This window comes from Maribacter litopenaei, from assembly GCF_025244665.1.
GTDB lineage: Bacteria > Bacteroidota > Bacteroidia > Flavobacteriales > Flavobacteriaceae > Maribacter > Maribacter litopenaei.
Genome location: NZ_CP104205.1, coordinates 383,272 through 398,638 on the forward strand (window position 1 = coordinate 383,272; position 15,367 = coordinate 398,638).

The following is a 15,367-nucleotide window of genomic DNA, read 5'->3' on the forward strand; positions in this document are numbered from 1 at the left end:
TTAATTTATTAAATAGTTTAAAAGTGCTGATTGCACGTAATACATCTTTATGGATTCGATTTGGTTCATCTGAAATTTCAGTTGCAATTCCTGAATGTCCAGCACATCGTTAAAATCGATGGTTCCCGTTTCATAATTCTTTATTAATATTTCCTCGGCATCGTTAGCCTGCATTAAACTCTTTTCTTGGGTATTGAACTGAATACGGGCTTGATTGCGCTGTGATTTTGCTTTCGCGAAAGCGGTTTCAAGTACATTCAAACGCTCTGTTTTTTGTGATTCGATTTCCAGTTGTCTCAGTTCGTTCTGTTTGGAAACCGATGAATAGCGGTTGTTGAAAATAGGTATGGACAGCGATACCATTGGCATCACGATATCCTTGCCGTTGTCGCTAAAGGTCATATCGGGACGTTCGGAAACGGGTACATAGTCCAATCCAAAACCGATGTTCGGGGCACTTTCCTTTTGGTTCAGCAATTCGGATTGTTCAATGGACTCGTAAAGTCTATCATATTTGAGCAGTTCGGGATTAAGCGCCAATCCTTCATCGCTGTATATCGGGTCTTCCGTTGGGATGGTCATTTCGGGACGATTTCAACGGCAATGCTTTCCTTTCGGTTCAAAAGATTGTTGAAGCTGACCTGTTCCGCCAAATACTCCTCCTGCAAGACCTCTTTTTGTTGTTGCAGTTCGTTCGGCGAATCTGCAACCGTAGAACATCAACTGCGGAAGCCTTGCCCACTTCCACAGAGGTCAATGCCAACCGTTCGTAAGTTTGTAGTAGTTGGATGTTTTCGTCCAGTACATCCTGTTTCGCATTGATGGCATATAGTTGATAGTAGGATTGGGCGACCGAAAGTGCCAGTTTTCGTTTGGCAATGGCAATTTCAACAAACTCGGTTTCCGCCATTGAGCTGGCATAGTTTTCCCGTGCCGTTATCGTACCGAACCACGGCAACATCTGCGAAATCGAAAATCGTGCCCGTTGCGCACCCGTTCGGGTTTCGGGTTCGCTTACAAAGTATCCTGCGCTTACCACAGTATTAGGTAGCGTATTGACTTCGTTCACTTTTTCTTCGGCGATATTGTACCGCAGCTCGTAAGCCTGAATATCCGGATTGTTCGCTTCTGCTTCCTGTATATAAGATTGAAGCTCTTGCGCTTCCGCGTAAAAAGAAACAAGCAATAATCCGATGATGATTTTTACATTTTTCATTTGCTCGCTCGTTTAAGTTGATTTTCTTCCCGCCAGCTATATAGTACGGGCAACAGGAAATATGAGGTTACATCAATGAGCATCCCACCCACAATGGGAATGGCCATTGGAATCATTATATCGCTTCCCTTTCCGGTGGATGTTAGCACTGGCAACAAGGCAAGAACGGTCGTTACGGTCGTCATCAAACAGGGACGGATACGCTTGCCTGCCGCTTCACGGGTAGCTTGACGAATGCCCGGTTTGTCATTCGGTTTTTCCTTATCGAAAGATTGGTCGAGATAGGTTGCCATCACCACACCGTCATCGGTAGCAATACCAAAGAGTGCGATGAATCCGACCCGGACCGCAACGCTCAGGTTGATAGTTTTGATATTGAACAACTCGCGAAGGTTCTCACCGAACAAATTGAAATTGAGAAACCAGTCTTGTCCATAGAGCCAAATCATCACAAAGCCACCTGCAAATGCTACGGCAATGGCGGTAAATACCATCAATGAGGTGGTGACCGATTTAAACTGAAAGTATAGAATGAGAAATATGATAATCAAGCATAGCGGAACCACGATGGACAGGGTTTTCTCTGCACGCAACTGGTTTTCATAGGTGCCCGTAAACTTGTAGCTGATGCCTTTGGGTACGGTCAGTTCGCCGCTGTCTATCTTTTCTTGAATCAAGGCCTGGGCATTTTCCACCACATCCACTTCGGCAAAGCCGTCCAGCTTGTCAAATAAAACATAGCCGACCAAGAAGGTGTCCTCACTTTTGATGACCTGCGGACCTTGCTCATACCGGATGTCCACGAGTTCGCCAAGGGGAACGGGGCTTCCTTTTTCCACGGGAACGTAGATATTCTTTAGGTCGGTCGGATTATCACGCAGCTCTCGTGGGTAGCGTACCCTAACGGCGTAGCGTTCCCTACCTTCGACTGTTTGGGTCAGGGGCATCCCACCTACGGCCACTTGCAGGATTTCCTGTACGTCCATAATCGAAACCCCGTAACGCGCCAACTGTTCCCGTTTGATATCCACCAACAGATAGGGTTTGCCCACGATACGGTCGGCAAATACGGCCTGTTCTTTTACACCTTCGGCCTGTTTCAATATTTCTTCGAGTTCCAAGCCGAAAGCTTCGATTTCCCGTAAGTCCTGCCCCTTGACCTTAATGCCCATTGGCGCGCGCATACCCGTTTGCAGCATCACCAATCGGGTTTCGATAGGCTGTAACTTAGGGGCGGAAGTAATACCGGGCAGTTTAGTGACCCTGACGATTTCGTTCCGGATATCATCCGGGCTCGGATTTCAGGTCGCCAGTTTCGGTAGTACTCGCCATCATCATCGGGAATCAATTCGTTTCTTGTGATGGTAGTTTGCAATTGGGATGCTTCATAACTGGCATCGTTTTCTACTTCGTTGTTCGGATTAATATGGAACCTATCATTTTTCAATACAAAAAGTCCGTCGTCGTTTACCCGATAGCGTTGCCGTTCCCCTGAAGCGTTGCGCATATATTCCGACTTGTACTGAATCACGTTCTCGTACATCGAAAGCGGTGCCGGGTCAAGCGCGGATTCGGTGCGGCCTGCCTTTCCGACCACGGTCTCGATTTCAGGGATGGTGGCCACCGCCATATCCAATTGTTGCAAGACCCGTTTATTTTCGGCTACACCTGAGTGCGGTAGCGAGGTAGGCATCAACAGGAACGAACCCTCGTTGAGCGCTGGCATAAATTCCTTACCCGTGTTGCGCATTATGAAGAAACCGAGAACCAGCAATGTGGTGGGAATTATCAAGAACAGCAATCTGTTTTGCAATGCCCATCTTAAGATGCTATCGTAGTATTTTCTGAGTAGCGAAAAGATGCCCGAACACCAAAACAGCTTACCGCTACAAAAATGAGGTTCATAATCAGGCTGCGGTCGAAGCCGAGCGGTCGCCAGTATTCAGCCAATAGGAATACAACTGCGATTGTGGCAATAGCCGTATTGATGAGATTTTTTTGCTTTACCGCTACGCTCTCCCTTTGGTCGTGAATCTCGCCAGCTCGATTTCGCGAAAGCGTAACACGCATCGATAAAATGGCTACCAAGCCAAAAGCGACAAGTACCAATCCTATCCAATACCCAAAAATCACTGCGGTGATTCCCAAAAGGATTAAAAGCCCATTGATGGCATATTTGAGCCGTTCCCGCATTTCGGTCTTTCTAAAGAAAGTGGCTGCGAATGGCGGTATAAGGAATAGGGCAATAACGAGTGCAGCGGCCAATGCCATTGTTTTGGTAAATGCCAATGGTCGAAAGAGTTTCCCTTCAGCACCAATCATCGTAAACACCGGAAGGAAACTAATTATTGTAGTCATTACAGCAGTAACAATAGCGCCGGAAACTTCGGATGTGGCGTTGTAAACGATTTCGTTTGTTGTATAGGGTTGACCGTTTTTGTTTACCCGCAAGTCTTCATCTTCCGGATGTCGAATCATATTTTCGGCAAGGATGACCCCGACATCTACCATCGTACCAATAGCAATGGCGATACCCGAAAGTGCCACAATGTTCGCATCCACATTAAAGAGCTTCATCGTGATAAAGACCATCAACACCGCCACGGGCAATAATCCGGAAATCAATATGGATGCTCTGAGATTGAAAACCATTATGATAATGACCAAAATGGTAATCAGGATTTCCAAGGTCAGGGCCTCGTTGAGCGTACCCAAGGTTTCTTGAATGAGTTCGGTACGGTCGTAAAAGGGGACAATAGTGACTTGGGAGGTTCTACCGTCGGCCAGTTCTTTTGAAGGAAGCCCCGAGCTTACCTCGTCGATTTGGTCTTTGACATTATTGATGACTTCCAGCGGATTGGCACCGTAACGGGCAACTACCACACCGCCCACGACTTCGGCACCTTCCTTGTCCAAAATGCCGCGACGTGTAGCTGATCCCAAGTGTACCTTGCCTACATCCTTTATCCTGATGGAAGTGAAATTCTCGGAATCGACTACCGCATTTTCTATATCGGCTATGGATTTTACGTACCCCGGACCGCGCACCAGGTATTCGGCCTTGTTCATTTCCAAGGTTTGCGCACCGATGTCCTGATTGCTTTCCCTAACGGCCTTTACAATATCCGCCGGACCGATGTTGTACTGCCGCATCTTTTCGGGGTCAACATCCACTTGGTATTCCTGAACGTATCCGCCAATGGATGCCACTTCACTTACACCGCTTGCAGAAGAGAGCGCATATTTTACGTAGTAATCCTGTATGCTTCGTAGTTCCTGTAAATCCCATCCACCTGTAACGTTTCCCTCTTTGTCACGACCTTCCGGAGTGTACCAAAAAATCTGTCCCAATCCCGTGGCATCCGGGCCCAAGGCGGGATTGACACCATCGGGCAACAGACCGCTGGGTAGCGAATTGAGCTTTTCGAGGATGCGGCTACGCGACCAGTAGAATTCGATGTCCTCTTCAAAAATGATGTAGATACTGGAAAACCCGAACATCGAAGAACTACGAATGGTCTTGACGCCAGGTATTCCGAGAAGGGAAGTGGTGAGCGGGTAGGTAATCTCGGTCCTCGATATCCTGAGGAGAGCGCCCTTGCCACTTGGTGAAAACAATCTGTTGGTTTTCGCCAATATCGGGTATGGCATCTACAGCCACAGGGTCATTGGGCAATATTCCGGTGTCCCAATTAAAGGGTCCGTTCACGATACCCCAACCCACGAAAAGGGCTAGCATCAGTACCGCAACGAGCTTATTTTCTATAAGGAATTTTATGCCTTTGTTCAGCATATAAAATGATAATTAGACAGTTATACAATTGTGGCTTGTTGCAATTCTAAAAGTTGAATACAACAAAACGTGCCCGGAACGGGATAACCGTTGGGCTTAGTGCCGTTCCGATGGGTATCGGAATCGGGCTACTGTCTAAAAATCAAATTAAATAAGTCTCGTAGAGTATCTGAACGTCCCGTTCAATAAAGGGGGGCGAGTAATCCTTGAAGGGAACGATATTTTCATCAAGTCCCTCGAAAAGATTGATATAGGTGTAGAAAAATGTGGCAACGAAGGTTTGTTGCTCAAAAGTAAGTTTGTTGAATGATGTTTTAAGGTCGTCGCTACCTTCCTTCACGATTTTTTGGTCTGAGCAACACGATTTATTGCTCATTGAAGGATTTTCACAACCCGTGGTTGGTTGTGCCTTTTCCATTCCGCAGGTTTCTGCCTTTGTGAAGAAACTAAAATCGACCAAAGAGTCCCCGCAGTAGTGTATATCAACCGTGAATGACATCGTAGTGAACATCACTACAAATGCCATTAAAACAGATAATATTTTATGGAAAACCTTTTTCATCGATGCAAAATTACAAAATTTTAAGATTCTTTTTTTGGTTTAAGGAATTTTTGGGCAATGCAATCGATGAAAAATAGTCAAAAAATGTGAGATGTTTTATAAGATAATAGTTTGTGGGACAAAGAATGAAAACGAAATTTAGAATGAAAGTCCTCTACCTTTGCCTTTGTATTTCGACCAATCCGTAAACTCATCCTTGAACCCGTTATAGACTTCTTCGGTTTTCTTGCCCCTACTGCCCAATAAGGAGCTAACGGCATAAACGCCTTTTCTGAGCAGTCTGTTTTGTTGGATATTCGAATGCCTCGCTGATGCCATTTTCACACTTTCGCGAAGTCCGTTATCCATATGGTGTTGCACTATTTCCCGGTGCAGGTTCGGGTACCCTTTTTCAGCGGTTAGCATAAAGGCGACCTTGTCGTACAGTCCCCTTTCCATCAAATGTCCCGCCCATAGGTTTTCGAGATTGTTCCTTCCATCTGCTATTAGTTCATTAATGATAGGTTGTTGTCCTTTTAATGTTTCGCTTAAATCAGGAATTGAACTCAAATACTGGTTCGTTCTTTTCGGCAAGGGGCAACTTGTTGTATTGTCCGTATAAATGGATTTGATCTCGAACCCTTTCTCTCCATTTACAAAATAGAACCCCTTGGCATTGAACAGGGAGATATAATCCTTCGCCGATTTTTCGAAAGGCGCATGCATACGTTCGGCATTCTTTATATACGAACCCAAAGCGATACTTTCATATTGCTTTTTGTAAACGGTATTCATTTTTCCATATAGTTTCGGAAAAATCATAGGCAAGAATATAGCCGTTGCAGTCAGCTTAGGACTGTTATCGGAAGACTGCTCCGAAAGCATATCCAACATCAAATGGTTTTGACGCACGAATCCCGTGGATACATGTTTTTCCATATGCTCGGGGAAGGACAAGTCTCCCGGAGTAACGGGAACCGTATGCTTGTTCGATTTGGTAAAGGACAATTTGTTGTCATAGTACTTTACGCCCAAAGCTTGGAACAAAAGACGAACACTCCCCTGTTTCGTGCCAACATTGAAAATGTCCTTTTTCAATACCTTGCCGATAAGTTTGAATATGTTCTCTAAGATTTCTTTTTCCTTTTTGGTCTCAATTTCATACAATCTGTCCCTGACCATGGGAAAGATATTTTCTACCGCTTTCCTGAAATCCGTCCTTTGATTTCTTGGGATGTAGCGTTCCAAGAAATTATGAGCTTTGGAGGCCGTCAAGATTGGAACGATATCCCCGAAGTTGGTTTTCAGAATATGTTCCGAAAGCAGTCCTTGCTGTTTCGGGGATTTAAGATAGGATGTTGTAAAAGCGTCTTTTATAAGTTTTTGGATTTCCAATTTGACCTGTTTGCTTTCCATATCGACTTGGGTGGGTTCGTGCCCTTTACCAAAAATGTCTAAACGATTCTGCATCCGAACGTTCTTGCCAAGCTCCCTTGCCCTGAAAACATAGCGCGATCTGTCAAAGATAGTGTACCCCTCGATAACATCTCCTTTTTTGTCCAGTTTGATATCAATGTGCTGATATTCCTTTAGCATGGCTTCCAGGTCATGCGGACGGATGGTCCGGAAAAGGTCGTAAGTGGTCTCTATTTGTTTCAAGAGCCGTTTACGGTACATCGGCAACAGCTTCGATTTGGAATGGATATCGAATACCTTTTGAAGTTTTGGGCCGCTCAAATTTCGGTGTACGGCGGAACCATTGATTAATCGTGTTTTATACCCATTTTGGTTATTCAGCCCATATGCGACCCCTATTCTTCCCGTTTCACTTTTGGTCTGTCTTACTTCAATATGATACCGTTTTACCAATCGTGCAAGTTCATCAAAACTGCGCACCCTGTATTTTTGGTTGATGCTGTTCAGGACATCCTGTAGATAGTACTTCGTTCCTTTTTCGGCTTCCATTCCAAACTGTTTTTCCGGTAATCGGTATATCGGTAGTTGGCTTGTCTGTTTTTTGGTCGGTGCAGGTGTAAGTCCGTACTTTTTTTCGAGGTGTTTCCGTATCGCCATACTTCTTTTGTGGCTATTGTAGATTCCGAGTACTTTTCCGTCTTCCTTTACTGTGGTGGTTACAATATGGACATGCTCGTGCTTGGTATCGTTGTGGCGCACCACTACAAAGGGCTGATTTCCAAAGCCCATATTTTCCATATACTCCTCGGAGATTTTATAGAAGATCCTATCGTCCAAATGTTCGCCATGGGGAAGGTTCAAACTTATATGGGCATACCGGTTCTTGGTGGCGTTGCGCTGTCCCTGAAAATAAAGCACGCTCCCGAAAAATTTTGGCGATATGTTTCGTGAAAATGTGTTTCCGTAGCCGAGTATTCGCATACCTTCCTTTCCGAAAACATAGTTCAATGTTCCGGTACAGGTTTGGCCGTAAATGATCTTTGCTATCATACCGTTTGTTCTGTCATGACAATCTCTAAAAGTGCATGTAGCAATCTGTTCGTCTTTTGTATTTCATTTTGCAGATTACTGTTCGGGTTTCTCAGGTTTTTGTGGTGTGCGATTTTGACTAATTGGTTAATGTTGTTGCCTATTCTGTTGATGTGGTAAGCAAGGTTCGAGGTATCGGGGAGCCTATCTTTTTCTTCGGCCTCCTGCTGCAAAACTAATCTCCTCAGGAGTGGACTTATAACGCCCCTTTGCGAAATATCGAGATTATAGGATTCACAGATTTTTCGCAATCTTTCAAATTCGGAATCGTTGAAACGCAGCATTATGTTATGGAATCTCTTCTTGTTTCCCAATCGTTTCCGACCTCTTTTTTGTTTTTCCATTTTCGTTGCTTTTTAAGCAAAACACTTCGCCGAAGTAGACAATTCTAAGTTACTTAGAATGCACCTCGCTATCCGTTTCACGGATAAATATAAGTAATCAATTATGAATTTAACTATCTATTAATCAATTGTTTAAGTCGTTAATTCATATCGAACCATATCAATATAAATGGGTACAGGCATGAAATTAAAATGGTCTAATATGGTGTTTAAAAAATGGGAAGAATTACGGCAGTGTTCAAGTTTTTTGTGGGTAGGGAGAAAAAAGGGCAAGCGGCATTTTGCCGCTTGTGCTTTTGCGCGGCCGCGAGGGGGTCTTGCAAAACCGGAACGGAAAGACGAGCGAAAGCGGGCGGACGAAGGTCGCCCGCTCGGGAGGATCGGAGTGGAATTTTTGCAAGACTTCCGCAGTGGCTTGGGAATATATGGCTGAATAAAAAAGTTAAAAAGAGTACTACCTCCTTAGTTAAAATCTTTACTCGGTATCTTTGGTCAATCTTAAAATCTAGACCTACGACAAACAAAAAAACTTATAGCCATTGATAAGTATTAGCGACAAAATGTTCATTACAAAAGATATCAATGCAGCTACTATAGCCTATTTTAAAAAGATAGTGCTACGTAAATTATTGATGAGTTTTTCCTTTGAACCACAATCAAATAATGAAGCTATTACCGGCCTCTTCAAAAGCATCAATCATTATGGATTTGACTTGCCCAACGAGTATGAATTAGACCCTTCTCGGAATGTTATGGCAGTTCAAAAATAACCTTGAAAAGGCCGAGCTAACCGCTCTATACTTTTGGGGCTTGAACCAAAAATACATGTACTATTTCAAGAATTTTACAGATGAAAGTGACACCTATTCGGAAAAGAAATTCGACGAGGAATTTGGCAGGTTTCTTGCCTATAAAATCTATGACCCAAATGCTAGTGGATTGGAGGAGGATACTATGGAAGAACTCAAAGTACTCTTATGTTGTAATTTCGCTAGTGAATTTGATTTATCGGTTATAGATGAATTTACATCAGAAGAGATAGTAGAGGTTATTGATATCTACTGTTCATCATCGAATAATTTTGTACCAGTTCTCTAGTTAAGAATTGTACTTACGTGTTAACGGAGTGTTTTTATGTGGAATGTTCATAACTAGGATTAAGCTGTAAGCCCACTTTCTAAAAGTTCTAATTGCTCCCTATGCTTTTCAGGATTAGCTTCTTTTAGCTTTTGTAGATTTTGTAATTTCCATTGTACCGCAGGATAGTCTTCAAAATTGTACGCGTTCCAATTTGGGGTGTTGTTTTCAAAACTCAATAGAAATTCTTTATCAGAATCAGTAAGGTTTTCATGAATGGTTTTAAGAAGTAAATTTCGTGTTGTTTCAAAATCTTCATAGGCAAACACTTCTTCACTCATACCTTCAAATTGATTCGCCATAACTGAACGTTGGTCAAGCAAATTTGGAGCAAGCATTTCATGTAGTGGTCTATTGCTACTTAACAGACCAAAGAGGAATCCTGTTCTGACTTCCTCAGTAAATCCCTCGTTTTCTAAAAGATATTTGACATCGAAAAAATCTCTTGGATGCTGACGATCCAAAGCAGCACAAATTTTGCCTCCATAAAGTTGACCAATAGGGACGATAGCAATTTCACAAAAAGCATCGAATGCTTCCTGCGCCTTTTCACATAAGGTCATTTTAATCGATGGCGTAATAGTCCCGCGCATTGCCTGATTGACTTCGAGTTTTATTTGAGCTTGTATATTGGAAATTTGCAATTTAAGTTCAGCTTGTTTGTGTACAACCTTGGCGTTTGGGACGACCGTTTCAATAGTTGCTTTAATTCTTTCCAAGGCCCCCGTTATATCTTTAAAAGATGTTTCCCTATCCTCAAGCGGAACGTAGGTTAAATCAATATCTACGGACAACCTAGGCATTTCACGAACGAACAGGTTAATGGCCGTTCCTCCATGGAGGGCAAAGCATGTTTCCTGTGCAACTTCCGGAAGTACACTCAATAATAATGAAACTTGTGATTTATAATTCGCCATTTGCAAATTCGGTAGGAACGGTTATTTTATATTTTGAATTGTAAACACCATTTTTTACGACACTTCGTTTACCACTTCCCAAATCTATTTTTTCGAGGTTTATATGTTGAACCCAACTATGACCAGCCTTTTCTGCCGAGATATAGAAAGAGGCGTTTTACCTTTATGGAGGAACAGTTTTCCAATAGATTTTGAACAAGATTGGGTCTTAGATTATTTAACCCTTCCATTAATTGGTAACACTCTAAAAGTTCTTGATTTTTGGGTGTTAAAAATAGGCACTCTAGCATTGCCCTCGCAGCACTGGAAACTTTTATGGTGAATGTTTTTAGCTCCACTTCCGTAAGTCCTATTTCTGCTGGTAGAAAAGAAGAACTATAATAGTCTAGGGTTACGCCCCAATCATGCTTTAAGCACCAAGTGGGCAGCTTTTCGTTTTTTCCACCGAACAGTGTAACCTTTTTTTGGGAAAGTTCTAAATAATGTGATTTTCCGAGTAATGAGAAAGCGGTCTTCCCTGCTGGATGTACAAATAGCCCTGCTTGATTTTGAAGGGCATAGATAGCCCCTTCGTAACCGACATCATCGCCCGAGCGTATCATGGCTCCTGTACCTATTGAAGTAAACCAGTCACTGCTACGATATCTTTTTTGCAGATCAAGGCTATATCCTTGCCCTACTAACCAAGAAGATAGGTAAACGATTCCCGAAGGATTCGCGCCCAATAATTGGTTTATTTTTAATTTACTATCGGTACTCACGGTACCAATTTACGTAATTTTTTAAACTTTATATGGATTTGGTTTATAATTTATTTCCTTTCGGTACTATAAGTACCGAAAAACACAAAATATCAAACTATCCTTAGGTGTCTAAAACCTCTGACTTCGAGTAATGGAAAGCAAAGCATTATGTACGATTTTGGGCGGTTAGTACCTACGTATCAGAGAAAAATTATTGATTAGGAATAAAATATTATGGAAAGCTGGTCTAACTAAAAGCCTAAACCCTTGCCCCTTTTCTTTTTGACACTTTTTTCAACGGTTTTATCCTGTCTTTTATTTTTGGAAAGTTTGGCTTCATCAATAAACTGCTGCATACCCAAGTGCATGGGATTTGAGGGCATAATTTTCTCCTGATTTTCAAGCATAGGGGATTTGAGATTCAACTCCTCTGCCAATCGATAACCCAAGTTAAAGGCATGCTTAAATTTTTCGTCAACTTTGATTTCTTCTTCCATTTTTAAAAAGTTTCTCGGGCGTGTTTCTCGATGTATGCTATAATAGAATCCCTATCGTAAAGGATAATCTTCTTTTGGGGTTGGGAAAACCTAATTTTTCCTTCATCCCTTAGTCTCTGAAGGGTAGTCGTAGATTTTATTCTAAGGATAGACATTGCTTCTTCCCCATCAATCCATTTTTCGGGCTTATCCTGCCTTTTGGATTCAACATGTTCAATGACCTTTTTAAACAAGGCATAAAAAGCTTCCTCTTGTAGACAGACGACTTGCATGGTAATTAACTGGTATGATTATTTATTGTTTCAAGATATGACTTTTTTAGTCTTGATTAAAATCTTGATTATAAAACCCTCGAATGTTTATAAATAGTTTATAAATGGAGAAATAAAAAAGCCCCCACATCCGTGAGGGCTTTATTTTACTGGCGGTCCGGACGGGACTCGAACCCGCGACCCCCTGCGTGACAGGCAGGTATTCTAACCAACTGAACTACCGGACCGTGGCGTTTAGCGTGTGCAAATATACATTGCTTATTCAATTGCACAAACATTTTCTTTTAAAATATTCTCTTCTAGAGAAATTTACTCCGTTCTACCAAAAACGTGTTGAGTATTGTGGTAAAGTCCCTATTAATATCGACTTCCACATATTTAATTCTGTACTGTGCGCACTTCAGTTTAATGTTGGTGTAATATTTACTTATACTTTCCTCATATGCCTCTTTGACGTTGTCTGCATAAAGATCAAGATATTCACCTGTTTCCACATCTAAGAATCTTTTGGGTGTATTGTCAAAATTTAAGTGAAATTCAAGTTCCTTGTCCATTAAATGGAAAAGAACCACTTCGTGTTTGTTGTATTTTAAATGACGAAGTGCCTCAAATAGTTCCTCATCTTCTTTTTCAGTTTGAAGCATGTCCGTGAAAAGAAAAATTAGGCTTCTTCTCTTTATTTTTTCCGCTATCTCGGTGAAGGTAGGTGTAGGTTCTTGTTTCTTTCACTAGATTTTTATCGGCCCCAATTTCATTCAATTTTGCCAATAGCATCCGGAAGTGTCGTTCACTTCCCTTTTCAGGGGCATAATAGTGATAGTCATCTGAAAAAACACTTAGACCTACGGCGTCCCTTTGCTTTTTTAGCACGTTCATGAGGGCCGCAATGGCCAAAATGCCAAAACCTATCTTGTTGAGGTTTCCAATTCCTTGGTTTTTGACATCAGGGTAGAACATGGAGGCCGAATTGTCCAAAATCATATGGCACCTTAAATTGGTCTCTTCCTCGTATCGCTTTGTATACAGTTTATCGGTCTTGGCGTATAATTTCCAATCAATATGCTTGGTACTTTCGCCATTGTTATAAATTTTGTGTTCTGCAAATTCCGCAGAGAAACCATGGAAGGGGCTTTTATGGATGCCACTTATAAAACCTTCCACTACCTGACTGGCCAGTAGCTCAAGATTTGGAAATAATGATGCGTTATTTAATTCTTGTCGAATATCCACAAACTAAAGATAGCATAAAAAAGGTCCAGTTCTAACTGGATCTTTTACCTTAATAAGTAAAGAAAATTGTTTTATAAAAGGGCATCGATAGCATCGGTGTATACCTTTTTTGGGGATACCCCAACTTGTCTACTGGCTATTTCACCATCTTTGAAAACCAATACGGTCGGAATGTTTCTAACACCATATTTTGCCGCAAATTCTTGGTTGGCATCAACGTCCACCTTTCCTACAATGGCTTTACCTTCATATTCGTTGCTTACTTCATCGATGATTGGCCCTACCATTCTACATGGTCGCACCAAGCGGCCCAAAAGTCTACTACTACAGGTTTATCACTTTTTAAAACTACTTCGTCAAAAGTAGCATCTGTTATTTCTAATGCCATGATTAATACTTTTAATTGATTATGCAAAGTTAGTCAAATATTCGGCGCTTTCCTTACGCTTGTGGTATTCGTTTTGGTTATTTCAAAATTGATGTAATCTATTCTTTTGCAACTTCCTCCGGGTAAATAGCAATGTTATGGGTTCTAACGCCTACTGGAGTCGTATTATCCAATTTGGTCAGTTGCACCTGCATATTCTTGGACGGGACCACGGGCATATGGCATTGGATGCAATCATTGCCCATTTGTGCCATTTCAGTTGTTGATATGGAACAGGTTGTGGTATTTTGTTGATGGCATCCGATGCATTTGCTATTAAAATATGCCTTTTGCCCCCTTTGATTCCTGTGCGGGTCATGACAGGTCATACAGTCCATCTGATCGGATTCGGTAAAACACTTGCTGCTGGTCAACAATCCAAATTGGTTACCATGGACATCCAAAGTGGTACTCGGCCGTAACGAATTGTAGTTCTTTGAAAACTTGGACAAGGTATCGCCGGGTAAAAATTTAAAGGGATTTTGAATTTGATTGCTTCTAAGTCCGGAATGGCAAGAAGCACATAGGTCGAGCCGCTGTTGCCTCGATAGTGAACTTAGGCCTATAAGTGTGGTGTCATTATGAATTCCCTTGTTCTTTCTTTGAAAGACCACATGCTTTTCCGCTGGGCCATGGCATTTTTCACAATCTACGCCCAAGACAATTTTGGAAATATCGTATTTATTTGAATTTGGCGATGTCGATGAGCTTTTAGCAAAGGTCACATGGCACTTTAAGCATTGATCGTTTACGGGCCGTAATGGATTTATTCTGTCTGTGTAGTTCGGGCTATTGATCCATTTGTCCGAAGGTACAAAATAGGAGGCCTGCAACTGATATAAACCATCGGGTTGGTTACTCAAATAGGACTGTCCCTTTAACCCCGATCCTATGGTTATGTCCATGCTCCAATCATATGCCTGGCGATCACCGTATTTTATTTGTGCATGCTGAAAAGGTTTTCCATCAATTTCAACCATTTTGATATCTGCATCCATCAGGGATACTGTATTTTCTCCTTCTTTAAAACTACCATGAATATTATCTAGGTTGGTAAAGGACGAAGTGTTGAAATGTGCCGTTTTCAAATGGGTTTCATAAATGTCCCTATGACATTCCATGCAAGTTTCTGAACCCACATAGCCTTCGCCATTGTAGTGGTAGGCGATAACTTGTAAATCTGAGTATTGCTCGGTTGATCTAGAAATGTATTTATATAGTTTTATGGAGACAAAACCAATCACTAGCAAACTTAGAATGACAAATATCTTTTTCTTCAATGGGACAGGTTCTTATAGCTAATTCAGTTTAAAATGCACCTGTTGCTCCTCCAACGTTTGTAAAAGCTCACTTGAAATCTGTACCTTTTGTTTCCTGCTGCTCAAACGTACTTTTATTTGCTCCTGCATTTCATAGACGATAAAGCTTAAAAGGTGATCCCCTTTGTGTGAAACCAGGGTGTCCTTCAGTTGATGGACTTGGGTTTCTTCCAATTCATCTATGTTCAGCTTTATTGTCAATTTTTTTGCAAAGGATTCCATAACATCCTGTAGCAACATAAAACTGTTGAACTGCATTACGGGTTCGCCCTTAATTCCCGTATCCCTATTGACCCAACCTTCCCTCACAAACAATTTAATATACGCGAAGGAATTAAGCATTAAGAAGTGTCTAAATTTTAGATATTCTTCACCAAAAATCCTGAATTCAAAGGAGTCAGTATAATCCTCCATGGTAAAGGAGGC

12 protein-coding genes, 1 tRNA gene and 4 pseudogenes are annotated in these 15,367 nt (G+C 41.8%); 2 read left to right on the forward strand and 15 right to left on the reverse strand.

Annotation, left to right across the window (positions count from 1 at the left end; genetic code table 11):
- The 5 genes and pseudogenes from NYZ99_RS02035 to NYZ99_RS02055 all read right to left on the reverse strand — a co-directional run bounded on the left by NYZ99_RS02035 (position 1) and on the right by NYZ99_RS02055 (position 8,399).
- Positions 1-1,216: pseudogene (locus NYZ99_RS02035) on the reverse strand (TolC family protein).
- A pseudogene (locus NYZ99_RS02040) lies at positions 1,213-5,009 on the reverse strand (efflux RND transporter permease subunit). The pseudogenes NYZ99_RS02035 and NYZ99_RS02040 overlap by 4 nt, the downstream one beginning before the upstream one ends.
- A gap of 142 nt (positions 5,010-5,151) precedes the next feature.
- Positions 5,152-5,571, reverse strand: coding sequence for an HYC_CC_PP family protein (locus tag NYZ99_RS02045; protein ID WP_138257795.1), 420 nt, complete (start codon positions 5,569-5,571; stop codon positions 5,152-5,154).
- Between the two features lie 138 nt (positions 5,572-5,709).
- Positions 5,710-8,016: a relaxase/mobilization nuclease domain-containing protein gene (locus NYZ99_RS02050; RefSeq protein ID WP_260573244.1), complete on the reverse strand. Its 2,307-nt coding sequence runs from the start codon at positions 8,014-8,016 to the stop codon at positions 5,710-5,712.
- Positions 8,013-8,399, reverse strand: coding sequence for a hypothetical protein (locus NYZ99_RS02055; RefSeq protein WP_260573246.1), 387 nt, complete (start codon positions 8,397-8,399; stop codon positions 8,013-8,015). The genes NYZ99_RS02050 and NYZ99_RS02055 overlap by 4 nt, the downstream gene beginning before the upstream one ends.
- A gap of 539 nt (positions 8,400-8,938) precedes the next feature.
- Between NYZ99_RS02055 and NYZ99_RS02060 the strand changes: the two genes are divergently transcribed.
- Together NYZ99_RS02060 and NYZ99_RS02065 are read left to right on the forward strand one after the other, a co-directional pair.
- Complete coding sequence (locus tag NYZ99_RS02060) at positions 8,939-9,169, forward strand: 5'-nucleotidase (protein ID WP_260573247.1); 231 nt, start codon at positions 8,939-8,941, stop codon at positions 9,167-9,169.
- Complete coding sequence (locus NYZ99_RS02065) at positions 9,147-9,497, forward strand: hypothetical protein (protein WP_260573248.1); 351 nt, start codon at positions 9,147-9,149, stop codon at positions 9,495-9,497. The genes NYZ99_RS02060 and NYZ99_RS02065 overlap by 23 nt, the downstream gene beginning before the upstream one ends.
- A gap of 59 nt (positions 9,498-9,556) precedes the next feature.
- Here NYZ99_RS02065 and NYZ99_RS02070 read toward each other — a convergent pair whose 3' ends face one another.
- The 10 genes and pseudogenes from NYZ99_RS02070 to NYZ99_RS22705 all read right to left on the reverse strand — a co-directional run bounded on the left by NYZ99_RS02070 (position 9,557) and on the right by NYZ99_RS22705 (position 15,355).
- Positions 9,557-10,453, reverse strand: coding sequence for a nucleotidyl transferase AbiEii/AbiGii toxin family protein (locus NYZ99_RS02070; RefSeq protein WP_260573250.1), 897 nt, complete (start codon positions 10,451-10,453; stop codon positions 9,557-9,559).
- Positions 10,440-10,535: a type IV toxin-antitoxin system AbiEi family antitoxin domain-containing protein gene (locus NYZ99_RS22700; RefSeq protein ID WP_420845170.1), complete on the reverse strand. Its 96-nt coding sequence runs from the start codon at positions 10,533-10,535 to the stop codon at positions 10,440-10,442. Before NYZ99_RS22700 ends, NYZ99_RS02070 begins: the two co-directional genes overlap by 14 nt.
- A 34-nt stretch (positions 10,536-10,569) precedes the next feature.
- Entirely contained in the window at positions 10,570-11,214 is a 645-nt protein-coding gene (locus NYZ99_RS02075; protein ID WP_260573251.1) for a type IV toxin-antitoxin system AbiEi family antitoxin, read from the reverse strand.
- A 233-nt stretch (positions 11,215-11,447) separates the two neighbouring features.
- On the reverse strand, positions 11,448-11,693 hold the full coding sequence (locus tag NYZ99_RS02080) for a hypothetical protein (RefSeq protein ID WP_260573253.1): 246 nt from the start codon (positions 11,691-11,693) through the stop codon (positions 11,448-11,450).
- A gap of 2 nt (positions 11,694-11,695) precedes the next feature.
- On the reverse strand, positions 11,696-11,965 hold the full coding sequence (locus NYZ99_RS02085; RefSeq protein WP_094996317.1) for a helix-turn-helix domain-containing protein: 270 nt from the start codon (positions 11,963-11,965) through the stop codon (positions 11,696-11,698).
- 150 nt (positions 11,966-12,115) lie between these two features.
- A tRNA-Asp gene (locus NYZ99_RS02090) sits at positions 12,116-12,192 on the reverse strand.
- A 72-nt stretch (positions 12,193-12,264) separates the two neighbouring features.
- Positions 12,265-13,195: pseudogene (locus NYZ99_RS02095) on the reverse strand (DUF58 domain-containing protein).
- Between the two features lie 71 nt (positions 13,196-13,266).
- Positions 13,267-13,583, reverse strand: a pseudogene (gene trxA, locus NYZ99_RS02100) (thioredoxin).
- 98 nt (positions 13,584-13,681) lie between these two features.
- Positions 13,682-14,902, reverse strand: a complete 1,221-nt coding sequence (locus NYZ99_RS02105) for a cytochrome c3 family protein (protein WP_260573255.1) — start codon at positions 14,900-14,902, stop codon at positions 13,682-13,684.
- A gap of 18 nt (positions 14,903-14,920) precedes the next feature.
- Complete coding sequence (locus tag NYZ99_RS22705; protein ID WP_420845171.1) at positions 14,921-15,355, reverse strand: hypothetical protein; 435 nt, start codon at positions 15,353-15,355, stop codon at positions 14,921-14,923.
- Positions 15,356-15,367 lie beyond the last annotated feature (12 nt).